General features: G+C 70.4%; 20 protein-coding genes. 13 read left to right on the top strand and 7 right to left on the bottom strand.

The window, feature by feature from the left end; all coding sequences use genetic code 11:
• Positions 1-40: 40 nt before the first annotated feature.
• The 3 genes from ACGFSB_RS10030 to ACGFSB_RS10020 are packed head-to-tail and all read left to right on the top strand — an operon-like array spanning position 41 to position 2519.
• Complete coding sequence (locus ACGFSB_RS10030; RefSeq protein ID WP_393396642.1) at positions 41-283, top strand: hypothetical protein; 243 nt, start codon at positions 41-43, stop codon at positions 281-283.
• 44 nt (positions 284-327) lie between these two features.
• Positions 328-1104, top strand: coding sequence for a response regulator transcription factor (locus ACGFSB_RS10025; RefSeq protein ID WP_393396640.1), 777 nt, complete (start codon positions 328-330; stop codon positions 1102-1104).
• Positions 1104-2519, top strand: coding sequence for a sensor histidine kinase (locus ACGFSB_RS10020; RefSeq protein WP_393396638.1), 1416 nt, complete (start codon positions 1104-1106; stop codon positions 2517-2519). The genes ACGFSB_RS10025 and ACGFSB_RS10020 overlap by 1 nt, the downstream gene beginning before the upstream one ends.
• On the opposite strand, the gene ACGFSB_RS10015 is transcribed toward ACGFSB_RS10020, so the two are convergent.
• Both ACGFSB_RS10015 and ACGFSB_RS10010 read right to left on the bottom strand, forming a co-directional pair.
• Entirely contained in the window at positions 2434-3264 is an 831-nt protein-coding gene (locus ACGFSB_RS10015; protein ID WP_393396636.1) for a VTC domain-containing protein, read from the bottom strand. The two genes, ACGFSB_RS10020 and ACGFSB_RS10015, sit on opposite strands and share 86 nt — an antisense overlap.
• Positions 3261-3923, bottom strand: coding sequence for a DUF4956 domain-containing protein (locus ACGFSB_RS10010; RefSeq protein WP_393396634.1), 663 nt, complete (start codon positions 3921-3923; stop codon positions 3261-3263). The genes ACGFSB_RS10015 and ACGFSB_RS10010 overlap by 4 nt, the downstream gene beginning before the upstream one ends.
• 151 nt (positions 3924-4074) lie before the next feature.
• Between ACGFSB_RS10010 and ACGFSB_RS10005 the strand changes: the two genes are divergently transcribed.
• The 4 genes from ACGFSB_RS10005 to ACGFSB_RS09990 all read left to right on the top strand — a co-directional run bounded on the left by ACGFSB_RS10005 (position 4075) and on the right by ACGFSB_RS09990 (position 8924).
• Positions 4075-4686, top strand: a complete 612-nt coding sequence (locus ACGFSB_RS10005; RefSeq protein ID WP_393396632.1) for a DJ-1/PfpI family protein — start codon at positions 4075-4077, stop codon at positions 4684-4686.
• The gene (locus tag ACGFSB_RS10000) at positions 4683-5213 is read left to right on the top strand and encodes a MarR family winged helix-turn-helix transcriptional regulator (protein ID WP_393396630.1); all 531 of its coding nucleotides are present in this window, start codon (positions 4683-4685) and stop codon (positions 5211-5213) included. The genes ACGFSB_RS10005 and ACGFSB_RS10000 overlap by 4 nt, the downstream gene beginning before the upstream one ends.
• Before the next feature lie 79 nt (positions 5214-5292).
• A complete protein-coding gene (locus tag ACGFSB_RS09995; protein ID WP_393396628.1) occupies positions 5293-7257 on the top strand; it encodes a serine/threonine-protein kinase in 1965 nt (654 codons plus the stop codon).
• A 92-nt stretch (positions 7258-7349) separates the two neighbouring features.
• Positions 7350-8924, top strand: a complete 1575-nt coding sequence (locus ACGFSB_RS09990) for a substrate-binding domain-containing protein (RefSeq protein WP_393396626.1) — start codon at positions 7350-7352, stop codon at positions 8922-8924.
• A gap of 117 nt (positions 8925-9041) precedes the next feature.
• Here ACGFSB_RS09990 and ACGFSB_RS09985 read toward each other — a convergent pair whose 3' ends face one another.
• On the bottom strand, positions 9042-10325 hold the full coding sequence (locus ACGFSB_RS09985) for an adenylosuccinate synthase (RefSeq protein WP_393396624.1): 1284 nt from the start codon (positions 10323-10325) through the stop codon (positions 9042-9044).
• Between the two features lie 154 nt (positions 10326-10479).
• On the opposite strand from ACGFSB_RS09985, the gene ACGFSB_RS09980 reads away from it, so the two are divergent.
• Complete coding sequence (locus tag ACGFSB_RS09980; protein ID WP_393396622.1) at positions 10480-11307, top strand: diacylglycerol kinase family protein; 828 nt, start codon at positions 10480-10482, stop codon at positions 11305-11307.
• A gap of 32 nt (positions 11308-11339) precedes the next feature.
• Here the strand turns inward: ACGFSB_RS09980 and ACGFSB_RS09975 are convergent, their stop codons facing one another.
• Positions 11340-11840, bottom strand: coding sequence for a GbsR/MarR family transcriptional regulator (locus ACGFSB_RS09975; RefSeq protein WP_393396620.1), 501 nt, complete (start codon positions 11838-11840; stop codon positions 11340-11342).
• Between the two features lie 93 nt (positions 11841-11933).
• On the opposite strand from ACGFSB_RS09975, the gene ACGFSB_RS09970 reads away from it, so the two are divergent.
• The 5 genes from ACGFSB_RS09970 (at position 11934) to ACGFSB_RS09950 (ending at position 17999) form a co-directional block, all read left to right on the top strand.
• Entirely contained in the window at positions 11934-12833 is a 900-nt protein-coding gene (locus ACGFSB_RS09970; protein ID WP_393396618.1) for an ATP-binding cassette domain-containing protein, read from the top strand.
• A complete protein-coding gene (locus ACGFSB_RS09965; RefSeq protein WP_393396616.1) occupies positions 12830-14443 on the top strand; it encodes an ABC transporter permease in 1614 nt (537 codons plus the stop codon). Before ACGFSB_RS09970 ends, ACGFSB_RS09965 begins: the two co-directional genes overlap by 4 nt.
• Positions 14444-14819: 376 nt before the next feature.
• Positions 14820-16088, top strand: coding sequence for a sensor histidine kinase (locus ACGFSB_RS09960; RefSeq protein ID WP_393397034.1), 1269 nt, complete (start codon positions 14820-14822; stop codon positions 16086-16088).
• Positions 16085-16753, top strand: a complete 669-nt coding sequence (locus tag ACGFSB_RS09955; protein WP_393396614.1) for a response regulator — start codon at positions 16085-16087, stop codon at positions 16751-16753. The genes ACGFSB_RS09960 and ACGFSB_RS09955 overlap by 4 nt, the downstream gene beginning before the upstream one ends.
• Before the next feature lie 19 nt (positions 16754-16772).
• Positions 16773-17999, top strand: coding sequence for a cytochrome P450 (locus ACGFSB_RS09950; RefSeq protein WP_393396613.1), 1227 nt, complete (start codon positions 16773-16775; stop codon positions 17997-17999).
• 176 nt (positions 18000-18175) lie between these two features.
• Here the strand turns inward: ACGFSB_RS09950 and ACGFSB_RS09945 are convergent, their stop codons facing one another.
• From ACGFSB_RS09945 to ACGFSB_RS09935, 3 genes are all read right to left on the bottom strand, one after another.
• A complete protein-coding gene (locus ACGFSB_RS09945) occupies positions 18176-19054 on the bottom strand; it encodes an alpha/beta hydrolase (protein ID WP_393396611.1) in 879 nt (292 codons plus the stop codon).
• Positions 19055-19145: 91 nt separating this feature from the next.
• Positions 19146-20351 (bottom strand): kynureninase, encoded by a 1206-nt coding sequence (gene kynU / locus ACGFSB_RS09940; protein WP_393396609.1) that lies wholly within the window; start codon positions 20349-20351, stop codon positions 19146-19148.
• A complete protein-coding gene (locus tag ACGFSB_RS09935; protein WP_393397032.1) occupies positions 20344-21165 on the bottom strand; it encodes a tryptophan 2,3-dioxygenase family protein in 822 nt (273 codons plus the stop codon). Before ACGFSB_RS09935 ends, kynU begins: the two co-directional genes overlap by 8 nt.
• Positions 21166-21221: the final 56 nt, after the last annotated feature.

Here is a 21221-nt window from a genome sequence, read left to right as displayed (position 1 = left end):
GGTGGACCGATCGGCGGCTGCCTTCGAAGGTGCGCTCGGCGTGCTGGACGGAGACGGCGAAGTCGGCGAAGCCGGTGGTGACGCCGAAGCCGACGTCGCCGCCAGTGCCCTCTCCACCGCCCCCTCGTCCAGCGGACGACTGTGCGCCGCTCCCCCGCCGTCCGAACTCGCCAACTGCCAGGCGCCCAGCGCCCCCGCGGCTGTCCCGATCCCTACCCACGCCGCCGTCACCGCCGCGCTCCGCCACTTCCTCATCCGGCCACTGTGCCGCACAGTTTCCTAACGCCCGGTTAAGGGCCGCCCAAAGCAGCTGACTACGGTGGATGTATGGCCCATCTTCTTGTCGTGGAGGACGATCCCCAGCTGCGCGGCGCCCTCGTACGTGCCCTGCGCGACCGAGGGCACGCCGTCGCCACCGCCCCCAGCGGCATGGCAGGCCTCGACGCCGCGGTGACGAACCGCCCCGATCTCATCGTGCTCGACCTGGGGCTCCCGGACGTGGACGGCGCCCAGATCCTCCGTATGCTCCGCGCGATCAGCGACGTACCCGTCATCGTCGCGACCGCGCGCGACGACGAACCGGAGATGGTGGCGATCCTCGAGGGCGGTGCCGACGACTACATCGTCAAGCCGTTCGGCGCCGCCCAGCTGGACGCCCGCGTCAAGGCGGTCCTGCGCCGCCTGGGCGCCACCGATGCGGCGGAGGAGCCCCTACGGGTAGGAGGCCTGACCATCGACCGGTCCTCCCGCGAAGTCACCCTCGACGACCGCCCCCTCGACCTCACCCCACGCGAGTTCGACCTCCTCGCCTACCTCGCCCACCGCCCCGGCCAAGTCGTCTCCCGCCGCGAACTCCTCGCCGAGGTATGGCAGCAGCCCCTGGGGGGCGCCGACAAAACAGTCGACGTCCACCTCTCCTGGCTCCGCAGAAAACTCGGCGAGACGGCCCAGGCGCCCCGCTACGTCCACACCGTCCGCACGGTGGGCGTCAAGCTCACACCCCCTGGAGCAGTCCCTGAGGCACTCCCTGAAGCAGCCCCTGGAGCAGTCCCTGAGGCACTCCCTGAAGCAGCCCCTGAAGCAGACAGCCCGGAGGCCGGCTGATGCGGCGCAGTCTCCTCCTTCTCACCGCGGCCACCACCGCCCTCGTACTGACCGCCCTCCTCGTCCCCCTCACCCTCCTCACCCGCACCCACGCCGCCGACCGCACCACCGCCGAAGCCACCGCCCGAGCCCAGTGGGTGGCGCATGCCATCGGCCCCGCGCTCGCCACCGCCGATGAACGTGAGACCGCCGAGCAGACCGTCGAGAGCGTCAACACCCAGGCGCTGCCGACTACTTCACTCGTCCTGGCCGACGGCACCGTCATCGGCGGCAAGCACAGCGAGCGCGGAGATCACAGCAAACCCAGCAAACCGCACATCACCGATGCCATTCGCCTCGCCCGCACCGGACGCGCCTTCACCTACGAGCCTTCCACCGGTGGCCGCCAGGTCCTCGTCCCCGTCCAGGGCGCCGCCGACGGCACCGCGGTCGTCCAGGTCTCGCTCTCCGACCGCCAGTTGTACGCGGGCACGATGACCTCCTGGCTCGTCCTCGCCGGGATCGGCGTCGGCCTCGTCCTCATCGGGCTGCTTCTCGCCGACCGCCTCGGCGCCCGCCTCGTGGGCGCGACCCGCCGCCTCGCCCGCACCGCGGACCGGCTCTCCGCCGGTGACCTCACGGCCCGAGCGACCCCCGAGGGCCCGCCCGAACTGCGCCTGGTCGCGGGCGAGCTGAACCGGCTCGCCACCCGCATCGACGAACTCCTCACCGCCGAGCGGGAGAACGCGGCCGACCTCGCCCACCGCCTCCGCACCCCTGTGGCCGCCCTCCGCCTGGATGCCGAGACCCTCCGCGACTCGGAGGAGGCGCAGCGCATCGCGGCGGATGTCGCCGCCCTGGAGCGCAGCGTCGACGACGTGATCCGCAAGGCCCGCCGACCGCTACGGGACGCCCCGCACGCGGATCTCGGGGCGGTGGCCCGCGAACGCGCCGCGTTCTGGCAGCCGTTGGCCGAGGATCAAGGGCGTACGACCGAGATATCGACCCACGACCATGACCACGAGGGAACACATCCCGTCCCCGTCCCGGAGGACGAACTCGGCGCCGCCCTTGACGCCCTCATCGGCAACGTCCTCGACCACACCCCCCAAGGCACCGCCTTCCGCGTCACGGTCCGCACCACCCCGGCGGGCAAGGCCGAACTCGTCGTCGCCGACGAAGGCCCCGGTCTGCCGCCTACGTACGCGGCGGAACGCGGCACCAGCGGCGGCGGTTCCACCGGACTCGGACTCGACATCGCACGGCGTACGGCGGAGGACGCGGGCGGCGCCTTCGAGATCACGACGGACGCCAACACCGGCACCCGCAGCTCCGGCACCCGCGTGACCCTCACCTTCCCGTCCGCACCGGCTGATCCGAGTGCGCCGCCGACGCCCGCGGAAACGCGGTCTTCACGGCCCGCGCCCACCGATTGATCCCCAGCTCGGGCCGCAGGGCGGCGAATCCACCGCAGTACTTCGTGAAGTCGGCGGCCCGCACCCCGTACCGGTGGAGGACCCGGTCCGCCTCCGTCAGCTGCCCCTGCGTCTTGGTCTCCACGAGCACGAGCCCACGGTCGGCCTCCACCGCCCGCCCCGTGGCCACGTCCCGCACCACGAGCCCCGCGTCACACGTGATCCGCTGGCCATCGGCCACGAAGGTCGCCCGCTGATACTCCGTCACCAGGGCCGTGGTCAGCCCGCCCGGCGCCTCGATGCCGTACGAACCCCGCAGCACACCCGCGAGGAACCCCTGCCGGGCGGCATCAAGCACGCTGTCGTCGCCCTCGAGCCGCTGCCGGTGCTTGACCGTCTCGCCACGACCGCTCTTCAGCTTGATCTCGAACTGGCGCTCCCCGCTGTCCTGGTAGACGCGCTCCCGGATGCGGTAGCGCAGCCGCCGCCCCTGCCGGTGGTGGTGGAAGGTGAGGAGTTCGGGGGTGTCGTAGTACGTGGAGTGGTAGCTGAACCAGCGCTTTCCGCCGATGCTCAGGGCCCGGAAGGGGCCCGACCGGCGGCGCGGGTCCGTGAGGAGCGCCGCCAGGTCGTCGAAGATCTCGACCGGCACGAGATAGCTGTTGTCGTAGCGGGCGAGCAGCTCGGCTCGCGCGTTCACCTCGTCAAGCGCGATGGGGTGCGCGGCGAGCGCGGCCCTTCCGATGGCGCGTACGGCGGGGTTCACACGGTCTCCTTCTGGTGGGCGGCAGGCGTGCGTGACCAGGTCGTGCGGCGTCGTGGTGCTCTCTGTACGAACTCCCCGGGCCGCTCAGAAGGTTCCGTTTGCCGGAAGCGGACTTCCAGAACCATCAGGTCCCGTACGTAGTCCACTTCCCGCACGGTCCAGCCGAGCGGCTCCCCGAGGCGCCGCGCCAGCTCGGCACGGAGGTCGGTCTCCTCGCGGTACACGGCGTCCAGGGTGATGACAGCGCGCCGGTCACCGGCGAAGAGGCGGGGGTGGTCGGCGCCGTACATCACCAGGAGCAGCACGGCCGCGAGCCCGGCGGCGACCGGCAGATCGAGGCCGGGAAGCCCGCAGAGGAGGCCGAGAACGAGGGTGATGAAGTAGTACGCCACTTCCTGGTGCTGCAAGGCGTCCGAGCGGAGCCGGACGATGGACAGCACCCCGAAGAGCCCGAACCCGAGCGCGAGCCCTCCGTTGCCGCCCGCACTCGCGAGGGCGGAGACGACCGCGAAGAGCGCGACGTTCAGCGCGAGGTAGGCGGGGACCAACTCCCGTCTGCGGTGCCGTGGATAGAAGACCCCGAAGGTCAGGAGGGTCACGGCCACCAGGTCGAGGCCGAGGTGGGCGGCCATCTGTCCGAGGTTCTCTGCGCTGTCCATGACCAGGACGCTAGGGACCGGGGGGTTAAGGGCGCCCCCTGTAGGGGTTAACGAGCCCGGTCCGGACTCCGGCACGAGAGGCCATTGACAGTATGCTGTCTTCTTGACAGCATACTTACATAACCACGGCAATCACCCAGTGGAGGCAGCCATGTCAGCTACGTCCCGCGGCCGCAAGCCCGTGCACCTCGCCGTCTACGACACGCTCGCCGACTGGGAGCCCGGATACGCCACCGCGCACCTCGCCCGCGCCGGATACGAGATCCGCACCGTCGCCGGGGACTCGCTCGACCCCGTCACCACCATCGGCGGCCTCCGCGTACAGCCCGATCTCACGCTCGCGGAGCTGCGGCCCGATGACAGCGCGCTGCTCATCCTCCCCGGCGCCGACCTGTGGGACACGGGCGACGACCTCGCCCCCTTCGGCCGTGCGGCCCGCGCCTTCCTCGACGCGGGCGTGCCTGTCGCCGCGATCTGCGGGGCCACCGCCGGGCTCGCCCGCGAGGGACTGCTCGACGACCGCGCGCACACCAGCGCGGTGTCGTTCTATCTCGCGGCCACCGGATACAAGGGCGGCGAGCGGTACGTCGATGCCGACGCCGTCACCGACGGCGGCCTGACCACGGCCGGGCCGACCGAGCCCGTCGCCTTCGCACGCGAGATCCTCGGGCGGCTCGGCGCCTTCGAAGGCGAGAAGCTGGACGCCTGGTACCGGCTGTTCCACGACTCGGACGCGGCGGCGTACGAGGTACTGAACTCATGAGCGCCACTAGGGCCACTAGGGCCACTAGGGCCACTCAGCAGGAGCAGCAGGAGCAGCAGGATCTCTTCTCCCGCACAGCCCTCGGCATCTTCCATCTCAATGGCCAATTCCTCTCCGTGGCAGAGGACTTGGCCAAGCCGGGCGGTCTCACCGCCGCCTGGTGGCAGGTGCTGGGGGCCGTTCTGCCCGAACCCCTGCCGGTGGCCGGGATCGCCCGCGCGATGGGCATCACCCGGCAGAGCGTGCAGCGCATCGCCGATCTCCTCGTGCGGCGCGGACTCGCCGAGTACGCGCCGAACCCCGCTCACCGCCGCGCCAAACTCCTGCGCCCCACGGATGAGGGCCGGGCCGCCGTCAGGAAGATCGGCCCCGGTCATGCGGAACTGGCCGGACGGCTCGCGGCGGCCCTTGGAGAGGACCAGTTCGCCGAGACGGTGAGGGTGTTGGAGCGGCTCTCCAGCGTCCTTGCGCGGACAGTCGAGCCGCATCCGGAAGGGGATTCGGAACAACCCGTTACGGAGCCGTAGCAGGCGGTCCGCCCCCTCTTGTCGTACCACCGCACTATCCTCGGGATGTTGCACACCAACGGGGGAGGTCGGCGCGGCGATGGAAAAGCTGGGGCCCGGGGATCCACAGCGGATAGGCGCCTACCGGCTGCTCGCGCGGCTCGGTGCGGGCGGCATGGGACACGTCTATCTCGCGCGCTCCGACCGGGGACGTACGGTCGCGGTGAAACTGGTGCGGGAAGAGCTCGCCGAGCAGGAGGAGTTCAGGAACCGCTTCCGGCAGGAAGTGCAGGCGGCACGGCGGGTCGGCGGCGAGTGGACGGCGCCGGTGCTCGACGCGGACACGGACGCGACGATCCCCTGGCTCGCCACGGGTTATGTCGCAGGGCCCTCCCTCCAGAGCGTCATCTCTCGCGACCACGGGCCGCTGCCCGAGCGGTCCGTGAAGATTCTCGCGGCCGGACTCGCCAACGCCCTCAAGGACATTCACGCCGCGGGCCTCATCCACCGCGACCTCAAGCCGTCGAACGTGCTCGTCACGATCGACGGCCCCCGCGTCATCGACTTCGGCATCGCCCGCGCGCTGGAGACGGTCACCGACGGCGGCCTCACCCGCACCGGAGCGCTTGTCGGCTCGCCCGGCTTCATGGCGCCCGAGCAGGTGCGGGGCGACCGGATCACTCCGGCGTGCGATGTGTTCTGCCTGGGCTCGGTGCTGGCGTACGCGGCTTCGGGCGCGCTTCCTTTCGGTACGTCGAACAGTGGCGTGCACGCGCTGATGTTCCGTATCGCGCAGGAGGAGCCGGACCTGGAGGGGCTTCCGGAGGAGCTGGCCGAACTGGTCGGCGACTGCCTGCGCAAGAATCCCGAGGACCGTCCTTCGCTGGAGCAGCTCCTTGAGCGGACGGGCGCGGAGGACACACTCGGCGACGGCGGCCGGACGCGCGACCCCTGGCTTCCTGGGGCCCTGGTGGCCCAACTGGGGCGGCACGCCGTGCAGTTGCTGGACACGGAGGATCCGGACGAGGGCGGGGCGGCGCCGGCGGGGACTCCTGGAGTCGCCGGGGCTGCTGGAGCCGCGGTTCCGGCGGTGTCTCTCACGCCGCCGAAGGAGCTTTCAGCCGGGGCCGGGGACACGCCCACACCCGCGTCTCCGCCCGTGTCTCCGCCCGCGTCCCCGCCGGACCCCGCCACCGGCGACACCCCGCCCCCGCCCGGCAGACCCGGCGACGCGGCACCCCTGGACCACCTCCCCACGATGATCACCGGCAGCCAGACGCCGCCCCCCACCGCGCCACCGGGCCCCGCGGGCCCAGCGGCATACGGCTACCCCCAACAGCACCCGCAGCCCCAACAACACCCCCAGCCCCAACCCCCCTCGACCTACGGCTACCCCCAGCCCCAGCACGGCCCCTACGGCCCCACACCCCCGTACGGCCCCCTGGTCCACCCCCAGGGCGAGCCCCCGCGCCGCAACGGCCGCTCCACCGCCGCGCTCATCGCGGTGGCCGTCGTAGTGGCCATAGGGGCGGGCGGCACGGTGTACGCGGTGATGAAGGGCGAAGGCACCACGAAGGCGGGCAGTTCGAGCTCCCATTCCCCTTCCGGTTCCGATTCCGACAACAACCCTTCGTCGTCCGGCTCACCCTCGGAGCAGGATTCGACGGGGCCCGAGAGCCCGCCCACGTCGCCCGCGTCCAAGAACGGTGAGGGTTCCGTCCCGGACGATTTCCTCGGCACCTGGAGCGGCGCCATCGAGAACGACCTGGGTCACAACACGCGGCAACTCGTGCTCCAGCAGGGCGAGGTCGGCGACACGATCGTCTCGATCACGGCGGACGGACCGACCGACACGGGCGGCACGTACCACTGCGTGTTCCAGGGCAAGCTGGAGTCGGCGAGCGGCAGCACGCTCAGCATCGGCCCGACCGACGTCATCGTGGGCGAGCCCGCCACCTCCTGCCGACCGGGCAAGGCGAGCACGGTCACGCTGCTCTCCGACGGCAGGCTGCATCGCGAGAACACGGGCACGGACAAGGGCTTGACGTACGACAAGGAGGGCTGAGCGCCCAGCGGTAGTTGAACCAAGGGCGAACATCACCCGTCCGTACGGAAAGGCGGGTCCGGCAGGGGCGCCCGCCCCCTACCGTGCCGCCCATGGACTGGTTGAGCACCGAAAACGTCATCGCCGTGCTCGCCATCGTCGTCGGCATCGCGGGCGCGTTCGTCCCTGTCCTGCTCGAACGCCGCGTACCGCGCCGCAAGCGCATCGGCTACCGCAGGCAGATGGACACGGCGATAGGCGACAACGTCCGTACGGGCGACGCCAACGCGCGCCTCGGGCTCTTCGACGAGGACCCCGACATGACGGACGCGACGCTGGTGCTCCTGCGCATCGAGAACGACGGCTCGCTGTCGATCGACGTGGGTGACTACACAGGCCTCTCGCCGCACGGCCTGACGGCGGTCTTCGAGAACCGCACGATCCGGGGGGTCGCGGTGACGCTGCCGCCGGAGGCCGACCACCTGATGGAGCACTTCGGGCCCGACACGAGCCTCGGCTACGCGGAAGGCAGGCTGCGCATCCCGCGCGTGCCGCTCAACCGGGGCGAGTACTACAAGCTCCTCGTCCTGCTGACCGGCGGCCCCGTGGACAGCGGCTACACCGTCATCGGCGGCATCCAGGGCGGCGAGACGCACGAGAACCACAGCGCGGCCCCCGACGAGAAGCCGCCGGTCTTCAGCAAGCTGTCCCAGCGGGTGGCCATCGCGCTGAGCCTGGTGATCCTCGGCCTCGCGGGCCTCATCCTGCTCCCCGACGCCGTGCCGCTGCCCTCATACTGCGAACGGGGCACGCTGACCCTGACGGGGTCGACGGCGTTCGAGCAGGCCGCCGACGAGCTGGCGGACAAGTACATGAAGTCCTGCGACGGCGCGAAGATCGAGGTGAAGGCGAACGGAAGCCGGGGCGGGATAAGGGAGTTGGCGGCCATGGACGCCAAGTCCGCCGAGAGCAAGGAGGGCACGGAGGGCACGGAGGGCGAGGCGGGCTCCCCGCCGGTGATCGCCTTCTCCGACGGCCCGCGCCCTTCCAGCTATACGCAGCTGAGCGAAACCAGAGTGGCGGTCTCCCTGTTCGCCGTCGTCCTGAACGACAGCGTCCCGATCAAGAACCTCTCGACAACGGACGTGGGCCGCCTCTTCAAGGGCGAGATCCGCAACTGGAACGAACTGCCCGGCGGCCCGGACCGCCCGGTGGTCCTGGTGAGCAGAAGCTCGAGCTCCGGCACGCGCATCACGCTCCAGAACCGCGTGCTGAAGGGCGCGTCGGAGATGCAGGAGTCCTCGAGCGACTGCCTGACCAAGGACATGAGCGCGTCCGCCCCGGTCATCCGCTGCGAACTCGACGAGACGCAACAGGTTCTGGACACGGTCGCCGACACCCCGGGCGCGATCGGCTACAGCGAACTCCGCCAGACGACCACGCTCAAGAAGACGCACCGCCTGAGCCTCAACGGCCACGCCCCGTCCATCGACCACATCCAGTCGAGCGGCTATCCCTACCGCGAGATCGAGTACGCCTACACCTACGGCCGCCCGCCCGCCAACTCCCTGGCGTCGAGCTTCCTCGCGTACGCGACCCGGGGAAAGGGCCAGGACGTGGTCCACACGCACGGACACCTGCCGTGCCAGACGCCGGTGGGGCTTCGGATGTGCGGCGAGGACCAGTGACGGTGCACGAAGCGAAACGAAGCGCGCCCGCGACCGGCTGATGAGCCGGACGCGGGCGCGCTCTCAGATGACGCAGGCACCCTAGGCACCCCAGACGCCTCAGAGGCCTCAGAGGCCTCAGACGAACGAGTTGATCTCGATCGTCTCCGTGCGGCCGGGACCGACACCGATCGCGGAGATCGGCGCGCCCGACATCTCCTCGAGCGCCTTCACGTAGCCCTGCGCGTTCTTCGGCAGGTCGGAGAAGGTCTGCGCCTTGGTGATGTCCTCGGACCAGCCGGGGAAGTACTCGTAGACCGGCTTCGCGTGGTGGAAGTCGGTCTGGTTGTACGGGAGTTCCTCGACGCGCTTGCCGTCGATCTCGTACGCGACGCAGACCGGGATCTGCTCCCAGCCCGTCAGGACGTCCAGCTTCGTGAGGAAGAAGTCCGTCAGGCCGTTCACACGGGTCGCGTAGCGCGCGATCGGCGCGTCGAACCAGCCGCAGCGGCGGTCACGGCCGGTCGTGACGCCACGCTCGCCGCCGATGCGGCGCAGCGCCTCGCCGTCGTCGTCGAAGAGCTCGGTCGGGAAGGGACCGGCTCCGACGCGGGTGGTGTACGCCTTCAGGATGCCGATGACGCGGCTGATCTTCGTCGGGCCCACGCCCGTACCCGTGCAGGCGCCGCCCGCGGTCGGGTTCGAGGAGGTGACGAAGGGGTACGTGCCGTGGTCCACGTCCAGGAGCGTGCCCTGGCCGCCCTCGAAGAGGACGACCTTGTCCTCGTCGAGCGCGTTGTTCAGGATGAGCGTCGTGTCGGCGACGTACTGCTTGATGTTCTCGCCGTGCTCCAGGAGCTGCTCGACGATCTGGCCGACCTCGATCGCGCGGCGGTTGTACAGCTTGGTCAGAAGCTGGTTCTTGACCTCGAGCGCCGCCTCGACCTTCTGCTCCAGGATCGACTGGTCGTAGAGGTCCTGGACGCGGATGCCGGTGCGGTTGATCTTGTCGGCGTACGTCGGGCCGATACCGCGCCCCGTCGTACCGATCTTCCTCTTCCCGAGGAACCGTTCCGTCACCTTGTCGACGGTCACGTTGTACGGCGTGATGATGTGCGCGTTACCGCTGATCAGCAGTTTCGACGTGTCGACGCCGCGCTCGTTCAGACCGCTCAGCTCGGAGAGCAGGACCGACGGGTCGACGACGACTCCATTGCCGATGACAGGCACACAGTCCGGGGAGAGAATCCCGGAAGGGAGGAGATGCAGTGCGTACTTCTGGTCGCCTACGACGACCGTGTGGCCGGCATTGTTGCCGCCCTGGTATCGCACTACATAGTCCACGGAGCCACCGAGCAGGTCAGTGGCCTTTCCCTTGCCTTCGTCACCCCACTGAGCACCGAGCAGCACAAGTGCGGGCACAGGCGTACACCCCTTCCGGGCGGGGCATGTCCAAGGTCAGGGGCCGTAGCCGCCATATGGGTGTGCCTTGGATGCTGCCCCGGAATAGACCAAGCCCCTGGCGCAATAGCGCAAGGGGCTCTTGCACAAAGATGCTACCCGAGGAAGGACGGACGTGTCGGCTCGCGACCAGCTGCTAGTCGTCATCGACCCGGTCGCCCGGCGCACGGACGGTGAATCGGTAAGGATCGCGAAGGACGTACTCGGCGCGGGTGCGGCCGTCCGTATCTGCCTGCCCGAAGGGCCCGAGGACTTCGCGAAAGCCCTGGCCAGGAGGGGTGCGAGACGTCCCGTGGTGATCGGCGACGACCGTGCTCTGCTGCGGGCCGTGGCGGTCCTGCACCGGGAGCGGGAGCTTGCTTCGTGCACGGTTTCGGTCGTTCCCGTGGGGGCCGCTCAGGTTCTTTCCCGGGCGCTCGGAGTGCCCGTGGGGGCCGTCGCCGCCGCCCGTGCGGTGCTCGAAGGGGTGGAGCGGCGGCTCGATCTGCTCGTCGACGACAGCGGCGGGGTGGTCCTCGGGGATCTGCGCATCCCGCCGGTCGTCTCCCCGGCCGCCGGGAGCACGCCGGTGGACGGCCCGCCCTGGCTGCGTACGTGCCAGTCCTTCGTACGCACCCTCGCCACGCGTCCCTCCCGAGTGGCATCGGCGACCGGCCCCGCGCCGGCGCGGCTGCGGGTGGAGGCGGACGGGGTCCTCGTGGTGGACCTGAACCAGCCGGTGGAGGGCATCTCGGTGCGGTCCGTGGCCGGCGGTTTCGCGGAGGTCGAGGTGCGGCCCTCTTCGGTGGGCGCGGCGGCGGAGGCGCTGCGGGTGCGGGCGCGGACGGTCACGGTGTCCGGGGCGGATTTCCGCTACCGGGCGGATGCGGTGATCGGGGGGCCGGTGCGGACGCGGACGTGGTCGGTGCGGGCCAATGCCTGGGGCTTGATGCTGCCTCGGTGAGCGCCGTGGTCCGACACCCGGCAGGGGAAGCTCTACTTCCCGAACAAGCTCTCCCTGCGCACGCGCCAGCGTTCCATCATCCCTGCCAGCTCCTGCTGGACGAACTCGAAGAAGGCGAGCGTCTCGGACAGGCGTTGGCCTGCCGGGGTGTCGGGGCCGAGGTTGGTGACGCCGTCGCGCAGCGCGCTATCCCAGCGTTTGAGCACCCCGTCCCGGTTGCCGAGGGCCTCGTACCACTGGTTGCTGTGCACCCGGAAGATGTCCCGGCGTGAGCCGGGCTCGCGCTCCCGGGTCACCATGTACTGCTGCGTGAGGTAGCGGACTGCGCCCGACACCGCCGCCGGGCTCACCCGCAGCTGCTCCCCGAGCTCCGCCGAGGTCAGCGCGCCCGAGTCCGACGCGAGGAGCGCCGCGAAGATCCTCGCGGGCATCCTCGGCATACCCGCCTCGACCAGCTGCGAGGCGAACTGCTCGACGAAGCGCGAGACGACATCATCGTCACGTCGCGCCGGTTCATCGGACCCGTTGGGCATGTGCCGATCCTCTCCCCTGTGCGTTCATGCACCGCCGAGTTTATACGCTTCCTTAACTTCACAACTTTGTGAAATTAGCGTACGTTCTGAAACATGACGAAGGCAATCAGCGTCTCCGGAATGCACAAGTCGTTCGGCAGGACACACGCGCTCGACGGCCTCGACCTGGACGTCGAGACCGGCGAGGTGCACGGCTTCCTCGGCCCCAACGGCGCCGGGAAGTCCACGACCATCCGGGTCCTCCTCGGCCTCCTCCGCGCCGACTCCGGCGCCGCCCAGCTCCTCGGCAAGGACCCGTGGAGCGACGCGGTCGAGTTGCACCGGCACGTGGCGTACGTACCGGGTGACGTCACCCTGTGGCGCAACCTCTCCGGCGGCGAAGTCATCGATCTCTACGGGAAGCTGCGGGGCGGCCTCGACAAGGCCCGCCGGGCCGACCTCATCGAGCGGTACGAACTCGACCCCACCAAGAAGGGGCGCACGTACTCCAAGGGCAACCGGCAGAAGGTCGCGCTGGTCGCCGCCTTCGCGTCGGACGTCGACGTACTGATCCTCGACGAGCCCACATCCGGGCTCGACCCGCTCATGGAGGAGGTCTTCCAGAGCTGCGTCGAGGAGGAGCGAGACCGGGGCCGCACCATCCTGCTCTCCTCGCACATCCTCAGCGAGGTGGAGACCCTCTGCGACCGGGTCAGCATCATCCGCAAGGGGCAGACGGTCGAGAGCGGCTCCCTCTCCGACCTGCGCCATCTGACGCGGACCGCCGTCACCGCCGAACTGGCGGGACCGCCCAACGGTCTCGCGCAGCTGCCCGGCGTCCACGACGTCGACGTATCCGGGAATCGCGTCAAGCTCCAGGTCGAGACCGACAAGCTGGGCGCCGTGCTGCGCTCGCTCACCGAGTCCGGGGTCAGGTCGCTGATCTCCACCCCGCCCACGCTGGAGGAGCTGTTCCTCCGCCACTACCAGGACGCCGAGATGGTGTCGCGATGACCGCCGTGACCACGACGCGTTTCGAGACGCGCTCCGGCGGGTCCCGCCAACTCGCCGGTACGGGAACCCTCCTGAGGCTGGCCCTGCGCCGCGACCGCGTCATGATGCCCACCTGGATCCTGGTCGTCGCGGGCATGGTCCTCGCGATGCCCGGCTCCCTGGAGAAAACGTACGGAACGGCCGCCGAACGCGCCGACGCCATGCAATCAATGAACGCCAACTCCTCGATGCGGGCGCTGTACTCGCCGGTGTTCGGGGACTCCATCGGCGCGCTCTCCGCCTGGCGGATCGGCGTCTACGCCGCGATCCTCGCCGCCGTCATGAGCCTGATCATCGTCGTACGGCACACACGTGACGAGGAGGAGACGGGCCGCCAGGAGATGATCTCCGCCGCGATGGTGGGGCGGCGGGCGCCGCTGACCGCCGCGCTGCTCGCCGCGTTCGTGGCGAACGCGGCCGTGGGGCTCCTCATCACCGCCGGGATGGCCGGGCAGGGCTCCGCCGGGGCGCTGGCGCTCGGGCTCGGCGTCGCGGGCAGCGGCATGTTGTTCGCCACCATGGCGGCGATCGTCGCCCAGCTCACTGAGAGCGCGAGGCTCGCCAAGGGGCTGACGTCCGGGGTGCTCGGGGCGGCCTTCGTACTGAAGGCGGCCGGTGACGCCGGGACCGAGGACGGCTCGTCCTTCCTGACCTGGACCTCACCGCTCGGCTGGCTGGAGAACATCCGGGCGTACGCCGGTGAGCGGTGGTGGGTGCTGCTCCTGATCGGCGGCGCGATCGTCGCGCAGGGGGCCGTCGCGTACAACCTCGCTGGGCGTCGTGACGTCGGCATGAGCTTCCTGCCGACGCGGCCGGGGCCCGCGAAGGGCGGGATCGCCACTGCGGGCGGGCTCGCGTGGCGGCTCCAGCGCGGCAGCGTGCTGGGCTGGCTGCTCGGCTTCCTCGCCTCCGGGATCGTCTTCGGCGGGATGGTCGACGGCGCGGCCGTCATCGTCGGCGACAACCAGAACACCCGCGACATCATCGAGCGGATGGGCGGCCAGTCGGGCCTCACGGACGCGTTCCTCGCCACGATGATCGGCATCCTCGGCATGGTCGCCTCGCTGTACGTCGTCGCTTCCGTACTGCGCCTGCACGGCGAGGAAACCTCCCAACGCGCCGAACCGATCCTCGCGGCAGCCGTGGGCCGGCTCCGGTGGGCCGGGAGCCACCTGGTCATCGCCTTCGGCGGTGCGGTGCTGCTGATGCTGGTGGGCGGTCTCGGGCTCGCCCTGGGCTACGGGCAGGACCTCGGCCCGATCCTGGGCGCGTGCCTGGTGCAGGTGGCCGCGGTCTGGGCCCTCGGCGGACTCGCGGTGCTGCTGGTGGGGGCGTTCCCCAAGGCGGCGGTGGCGGCGTGGGCGGTGGCCGGAGTCTTCCTGGCGATCGGCTGGATCGGCCCAGCGCTGAGCCTTCCGCAGGGGGCGATGAACCTCTCGCCCTTCTCGCACCTCCCGAAGCTGCCGGGCTCCGGGATGGAGTGGGCCCCGGTAGCGGCACTACTGGCCGTCGCATTCGCTCTGCTTGCAGCAGGCGTGGTGGGGCTGCGCCGCAGGGACATGAGCGTGTGACGGGCGGGGGGACCCGGATTGCGGTTGCCCCGCGGCGTTGCCTGCACCGAAGGGCCTTTCCCGCCCAGCCGCCCGATTGCCCCGGAGTGTTTGCGCCACGAGGCACCCGGTGACAGCGAGGACGGACATACCGGCGCGGCCCCGCTGCCACCGACGGACCGATGCCGCGTCGCCAACCCCCACCCAACCGAAACAGGCGCCGCAGGCATCCCACCCACACACCCGCCCAGTACCCCCGCGTAGTACCCCCACGTAGTACCTACGACGGACCCCCGAGAACCCCTCCCAGAGGGGACGCCCCCTCCCCCCACGCCCCCGTACCTTCGTATGCGTGACTGACGCGACCAAGACCACCCCCCGCAGCCCGGAGTTCCGGATGGCCGTGGACGCTCTCGGAGGGCTCCGCCAGGACCTCTTCCGGAACGCCTTCGCCTACCGCCCGCTACCTGCGATCCGTACGGACGGCCCCGTGACCCGGCGCCTTCCCACCCGCATACGCCAGTACGCGGGCTGGGCCCCGCACGCGGCGGTCGCGGCCGCCGCGTTCTTCACCTTCCTCCTCGCGTACGCCGACGACCCCGGCGGCATCGACTACGTGATCACCGGGCTCATCCCGGCCGCCACGGTCGCCATGACCCTGATCAGGCCCGTCGCCGCCTGGTGGATCCTGCTGGCGAGCACGCCCTTCTCCGGCGCCATCAGCGGCCAATGGGACTATCCATGGACGCCGAGCGTCTTCTTCGCGCACATCACCGTGATGACGGTGATCACCCTGCGGACCCGCCCCCGCACCGCAGCGTGGATGTGGGTGGGCACCGCGCTCTTCGGCGTCGCCGCCGAGGTCTTCCTCAGCGCGGGCTACGGCACGAACACTCCGCAGATGCTCTTCTTCTCCGCGCTCGCCCTCCTCGCCGCCTCCCTCGTACATATCCGCCGCGAGGCCAAGCGCGAGGTCAGCGTGCAGCGGACGGTCACCGCGATAGAGCGTGACAAGCGCACCCTCCTCGAAGAGCGGACAACGATCGCCCGTGAACTGCACGACGTGGTCGCGCACCACATGTCCGTGGTCGCCATCCAGGCGGAGGCCGCCCCCTACCGCGTCCAGAACCCGCCCCCCGAGCTGGAGCAGGCGTTCGTCACCATCCGTGAGAACGCCGTGGCCGCGCTGACGGAGCTGCGCCGCGTCCTCGGTGTCGTACGCGCGGAGGACTACGAGGCACCGGACGCCCCGCAGCCCACGCTCGGCGACCTCGACCGGCTCATAGCGAACGTCGGCGAAACGGGCCTGACCGTCGAAAAGATCATCACCGGCGCGGTCCGCGAACTCCCGCAGGGCGTAGAGCTCTCCGCGTACCGCATCGTCCAGGAAGCCCTGAGCAACACCCTGCGCCACGCGCCGGGAGCCACGGCCCGGGTCGAGGTCGGCTATGTCCTGGGCGGCCTGGGCCTGCGCATCGTCAACGGCCCGGCGACCGGCCTGGTAAAACCATCGCCCGGAGCGGGCCACGGCATCACCGGAATGCGCGAGCGCGTCACGATGCTGGACGGCGAGATGACCACCGATGAGACGGCCGACGGCGGCTACGAAGTCACCGTCTTCCTGCCGGTCGCGACCACCTCGGAACCCACCGGAGGCCAGGAATGACGATCCGCGTACTGATCGCCGACGACCAGATGATGGTCCGCGAGGGCTTCTCCGTCCTCCTGAACGCGATGCCGGACATCGAGGTCGTCGGCGAGGCGGTCAACGGCCGCGAGGCGGTGAACCGTGTCCGCGAACTCACCCCGGACGTGGTCCTGATGGACATACGTATGCCCGAACTGAACGGCATCGAGGCGACCCGAGAGATCGTCGCTGCGGACGTCACATCAAAGGTCCTCGTCCTGACGACCTTCGACCTCGACGAATACGTCTACCAGGCTCTGCGCGCAGGCGCCTCCGGCTTCCTCCTCAAGGACGCTTCCGCACGCCAACTGGCGGACGGCGTGCGGATAGTGGCCGCGGGCGAAGCCCTCCTCGCCCCTTCCGTGACGCGCCGCCTCATCACGGAATTCTCCAAACTGGGCGAGACACCGCGCCTCTCGGCGACGGTCCAGGCGCAGCAGTACGGCGAACTCACCGAACGCGAAACAGAGGTGCTCGTACTCATCGCTCAGGGCCTGTCCAACGGAGAGATCGCCTCGCGCCTCGTCGTCGCCGAGTCCACGATCAAGACCCACGTGAGCCGCATCCTGGTGAAACTGGGCCTGCGGGACCGCACGCAGGCGGCGGTCTTCGCGTACGAGGCAAGGCTGGTCACGCCGGGGTAGCCAGAACTAACGTCACTCCATGGACGCCGCCAAAGCCGCCAAAGCCCCCTTCGCCCCCTGGTCCCCCGAGTTCATCGCCGACCCCTACCCCGCCTACGCCCAGCTGCGAGCGGCCGGCCGGGTCCACTACTTCGAACCGACCGACCAGTGGCTCGTCCCGCACCACGCCGACGTATCGGCGCTGCTGCGGGACAGGCGCCTCGGCCGGACCTATCTCCACCGGTTCACGCACGAGGAGTTCGGGCGGCAGGCGCCACCTGCGACGCACGAGCCGTTCCACACCCTGAACGACAACGGAATGCTCGACCTGGAGGCGCCGACGCACACCCGCATCCGGCGCCTGGTGTCGAAGGCGTTCACGCCGCGCACGGTGGAGCAACTCAAGCCGTATGTAACCGAGTTGGCCGACACGCTGGTACGGGACCTGGTGGCCGACGGCGGCGGGGACCTCGCGGCGCGCGTCGCCGAACCGCTACCCGTAGCGGTGATCGCGCAGATGCTGGGCATCCCGGAGAGCGACCGGGATCAGCTGCGGCCCTGGTCGGCCGACATCTGCGGAATGTACGAGCTGAATCCGTCCGACGAGACGGCCGGACGAGCCGTCACCGCCTCCCTCGAATTCTCCGCGTATCTGCGCGAACTCATCGCCGCGCGCCGCGAGAAGCCGGGCGACGACCTGATCTCGGGGCTCATCGCCGCATACGACGAAGGAGAGTCGCTCAGCGAGCAGGAGATGATCTCGACGTGCGTGCTGCTGCTCAACGCGGGGCACGAGGCGACGGTCAACGCCACCGTCAACGGCTGGTACGCGCTGTTCCGGAACCCGGCGCAGCTGGCCGCACTGCGCGCGGACCCGGGAGCGCTGATCCCCACGGCGGTGGAGGAGCTGATGCGGTACGACACCCCGCTCCAGCTCTTCGAACGCTGGGTGCTCGACGACATCGAGCTCGACGGCACGCGCATCCCTCGCGGCAGCGAAGTCGCGCTGCTCTTCGGCTCCGCGAACCACGACCCGGCGGTCTTCACCGCCCCCGCCGAACTCGACCTGGCCCGCGCCGAGAACCCGCACATCTCCTTCTCCGCAGGCATCCACTACTGCATCGGCGCACCGCTGGCCCGCATCGAACTCGCCGCGTCCCTAGGGGCGTTGCTCCGCCGGGCTCCGGGGCTGCGACTCGCAGCGGAGCCCGAGCGCAAGCCGAACTTCGTGATCCGGGGCCTCGGCGAGCTACTGGTCGAGGCCTGAGGGCCTGTGTCATATCCCCGGTCGGATCAGCGCGCGGGGTCTGGTGCGTGCGATCGCAAGGCGCCGGAATGCTCTCGTAGCGGAGCTACTAGGGCATTTTGGCAACGCCGCGAGCGTGCGTGCCAGACCCCGCGCGCCCGACCGGGGATATGACACAGGCTCTGAGGGCCCCCGGCTCAGTACGCCAGCTGCGCGATCTCCTCCGACACCACCGCGCAGGCGTCCGCCGCCGGGTCGATCAGGGGGAAGTGCCCCACGTCATCGAGGAGCGTGAAGCCCACCACTTCGCCCGCCTTCGCCGCCGCGTCGGCGTACGCCTCGGCGACCGCCTGCGGCACGACGATGTCGGTACGCCCCTGGACGATGGCCGTGGCGATGCCGGTCGGCAGCAGCTCCGCCGGGTCGGCGTGCGGGAGCCGCTCCTCGAACTTCGCTTCCCCGCCCAGGAGTTGGAGTACGGCACCGGAGCAGACGGCCAGCTCCCGCGCGGCCCGGAAATCGGCGATGGGCGCGAGGGCGACGACGCCGCGCAGGGGCGCGGGGCGGTCGGTGCGCCAGGGGGATCCTTCGGGGAGTACGTGCCGGGCGGCGGCCCACAGCGCCAGGTGGCCGCCCGCGGAGTGACCGGTGACGACAGTGCGGCGGATGTCCGCCGCCGGCAGGTGCTCCCGCACGAGGGCGGGGAGCGCGTCGAAGGCGGCGGCGACATCGTCGAAGGTCTCGGGCCAGCGGCCCGCGACGGGCCCGTCACCCTGGGCCGGGATCGAACTCCCCCTGCGGTACTCGACGTTGGCCACGGCGAAGCCGCGCCTGGCCAGGAAGTCCACGAAGGGGGTGAGGTGCACGCGGTCGTACGGGGCGCGCCAGGCGCCGCCGTGCAGGACCACGACGAGCGGGGCGGAGGCGTCCGTGGCGGTCCGCGGGGCGTAGAAGTCGACCACCTGGTCGGGGTGTTCGCCGTACGCGGCGGTGACGTCAGGCGTCACCGCGGGGTGCGAGAAGGCGGCTTCCGCCTCTGCGGCGTCGCGGGCCACGGCGTCGGCGTCGTCCGGCATTCGACAACCTCTCTGGGGATGGGGCGGGGTGCTGTTCTTTTGATCTTCCCCTACCCCGCCCCTCCCTGATACCGGCTCCGCCGCCAGGATGCTAGCCCAGCGTCCGCGCAAGCACCCCCGCAGCCCGCTCCACATCGGCGAAGCCCACGTACAAGGGCGTAAATCCGAACCGCAGCACATCCGGCGCCCGGAAGTCGCCGACCACACCCTGCTCGACGAGCCGCCGCATCACATCACCCGCGTCATCGGACCGCAACGCGACCTGGCTGCCGCGCTCCCCGTGCGCGGCCGGGGTGAGCACCTCCACACGCCCCTCGGGGACGTAGGCCCGCACGCACTCGACGAAGAAGTCCGTCAGCGCGAGGGACTTGGCCCGCACCGCCTCGATGGAGACGCCGTCCCAGACGTCGAGCGCCGCGTCCAGCGCCAGCATCGAGAGGATGTCGGGCGTACCGACCCGCCCCCGTACGGCGCCCTCCGCAGCCTCGAACTCCGGCCGCATCCCGAACGGCTCGGCATGTGAGTTCCAGCCGGGCAGTGGCGAGTCGAAACGGGGCTGCAGATCCGCCCGTACGTAGATGTAGGCAGGTGAACCGGGCCCCCCGTTCAGGTACTTGTAGGTGCACCCGACAGCGAGGTCCACACCGTGCGCGTCGAGCCCGACGGGCAGCGCACCGGCGGTGTGGCACAGGTCCCAGACGGCCAGCGCGCCCGCGTCGTGCACGGCCGCCGTCAGCGCGGGCAGATCGTGGAGCCGTCCCGTGCGGTAGTCGGCGTGGTTCAGGAGCACGACCGCCGTACGCGGGCCGAGCACGCCCCGCACCTCGCCCGGTGTGACCGGCACCAGACGGCAGCCCGTCATGCGGGCCGCGGACTCGGCGATGTACCCGTCCGTGGGGAACGTCGTCGCGTCGACAACGATCTCGTCCCGCTCCTCGCCGGATTCACGGGCGATGCGTACGGCTGCGACCAGCGCCTTGAAGATGTTCACGCTCGTCGAGTCGCCGACGACCAGCTGGCCGGGGGCGGCTCCCACGAGGGGGGCTATGCGGTCGCCGATGCGCTCGGGGGCGGTCCACCAGCCGCTTTCCTCCCAGGAGCGGATGCGGAGTTGGCCCCACTGGCGCGAGATGACGTCCGCGACGCGTTCCTGGACCACGGCGGGCAGCGCGCCCAGCGAGTTTCCGTCCAGGTAGACGGTGTCGTCCAGTACGAACTCCTCGCGCTTCGCGCGGAGTTCGTCGTCGGCGTCCCTCTTGGCGGCTTGCGCGCGGAGGTCGAACGAAACCTCAGACATAGCTCCTCGCAGTCCACAGCTCGGGGAACACGTTCTTCGTCGCACGCTTCTCCAGCCAGGCCACGCCCGCCGAACCGCCCGTGCCCGTCTTGGAGCCCATCGCGCGTCGCGTCGCCACCAGGTGGTCGTTGCGCCATCGCCACACCAGCTCGGCGACATCCGTCAACACCTCGCCCAGACGGGCGAGTTCGTCGTGTTCGTCGCCCGCGTAGAGATCGGTCCACACCTTCTCGACCTCGGGCGAAGGCTCGTACTTCTGTGTCAGGTCACGTTGCAGCACGGCGGCGGGGACGGCGTGGCCGCGGCGGGCGAGCAGGGCGAGGACCTCGTCGTACAGGCTCGGCTCCTGGAGCGCCTTCTCCAGCTCCGCGTGGACGCGCGGCGCGCCCCGGTGCGGTACCAGCATGGACGCGGACTTGTCGCCGAGCAGGAACTCCATGCGGCGGTACATCGCGGACTGGAATCCGGATCCCTCGCCGAGCGCGGCACGGTAGGAGTTGAACTGCCCGGGGGTCAGCTGGGCGAGCGGGCGCCAGGAGGCGTTCAGCGCTTCCAGCTCGCGGAGGCTTCGCTTGAGCGCGGCCACCGCCACGGGGACGTCGTCGCGGCGCAGGGCGTGCGACGCGGTCTCCCACTCGTGGACGATGACCGTGAACCACAGCTCCATGACCTGGGTGGTGACCAGGAAGACCATCTCGCCGGGGTCGTCCGAGCGCAGGTGCTGGAGGTGGGTGAGGACATCCGCCTGGACGTAGTCCTCGTAAGGGGTGGTTCCGGCGAAATCGAGGTTCGGGGTCTCCGCCTCGTGGGACATCGCGGACATCGCGGTCTCCTTGAATACGTACTCCGGGTAGCGGTCCGCCCCTGCCG

The sequence above is a fragment of the Streptomyces sp. NPDC048441 genome (genome assembly GCF_043200235.1).
Classification (GTDB): domain Bacteria; phylum Actinomycetota; class Actinomycetes; order Streptomycetales; family Streptomycetaceae; genus Streptomyces.
This window is presented reverse-complemented; position numbering and strand designations above follow the sequence as displayed.

Bases quoted from the DNA above. Each gene is read 5' to 3' on its own strand.
- ACGFSB_RS09955 (WP_393396614.1), top strand. From the start codon at position 16,085: ATGACGATCCGCGTACTGATCGCCGACGACCAGATGATGGTCCGCGAG.
- ACGFSB_RS09935 (WP_393397032.1), bottom strand. From the start codon at position 21,165: ATGTCCCACGAGGCGGAGACCCCGAACCTCGATTTCGCCGGAACCACC.
- ACGFSB_RS09950 (WP_393396613.1), top strand. From the start codon at position 16,773: ATGGACGCCGCCAAAGCCGCCAAAGCCCCCTTCGCCCCCTGGTCCCCC.
- ACGFSB_RS09995 (WP_393396628.1), top strand. From the start codon at position 5,293: ATGGAAAAGCTGGGGCCCGGGGATCCACAGCGGATAGGCGCCTACCGG.
- ACGFSB_RS09965 (WP_393396616.1), top strand. From the start codon at position 12,830: ATGACCGCCGTGACCACGACGCGTTTCGAGACGCGCTCCGGCGGGTCC.
- ACGFSB_RS09975 (WP_393396620.1), bottom strand. From the start codon at position 11,840: ATGCCCAACGGGTCCGATGAACCGGCGCGACGTGACGATGATGTCGTC.
- kynU (WP_393396609.1), bottom strand. From the start codon at position 20,351: ATGTCTGAGGTTTCGTTCGACCTCCGCGCGCAAGCCGCCAAGAGGGAC.
- ACGFSB_RS10025 (WP_393396640.1), top strand. From the start codon at position 328: ATGGCCCATCTTCTTGTCGTGGAGGACGATCCCCAGCTGCGCGGCGCC.
- ACGFSB_RS10000 (WP_393396630.1), top strand. From the start codon at position 4,683: ATGAGCGCCACTAGGGCCACTAGGGCCACTAGGGCCACTCAGCAGGAG.
- ACGFSB_RS10020 (WP_393396638.1), top strand. From the start codon at position 1,104: ATGCGGCGCAGTCTCCTCCTTCTCACCGCGGCCACCACCGCCCTCGTA.
- ACGFSB_RS09970 (WP_393396618.1), top strand. From the start codon at position 11,934: ATGACGAAGGCAATCAGCGTCTCCGGAATGCACAAGTCGTTCGGCAGG.
- ACGFSB_RS09945 (WP_393396611.1), bottom strand. From the start codon at position 19,054: ATGCCGGACGACGCCGACGCCGTGGCCCGCGACGCCGCAGAGGCGGAA.
- ACGFSB_RS09960 (WP_393397034.1), top strand. From the start codon at position 14,820: ATGGCCGTGGACGCTCTCGGAGGGCTCCGCCAGGACCTCTTCCGGAAC.
- ACGFSB_RS10005 (WP_393396632.1), top strand. From the start codon at position 4,075: ATGTCAGCTACGTCCCGCGGCCGCAAGCCCGTGCACCTCGCCGTCTAC.
- ACGFSB_RS09990 (WP_393396626.1), top strand. From the start codon at position 7,350: ATGGACTGGTTGAGCACCGAAAACGTCATCGCCGTGCTCGCCATCGTC.
- ACGFSB_RS10010 (WP_393396634.1), bottom strand. From the start codon at position 3,923: ATGGACAGCGCAGAGAACCTCGGACAGATGGCCGCCCACCTCGGCCTC.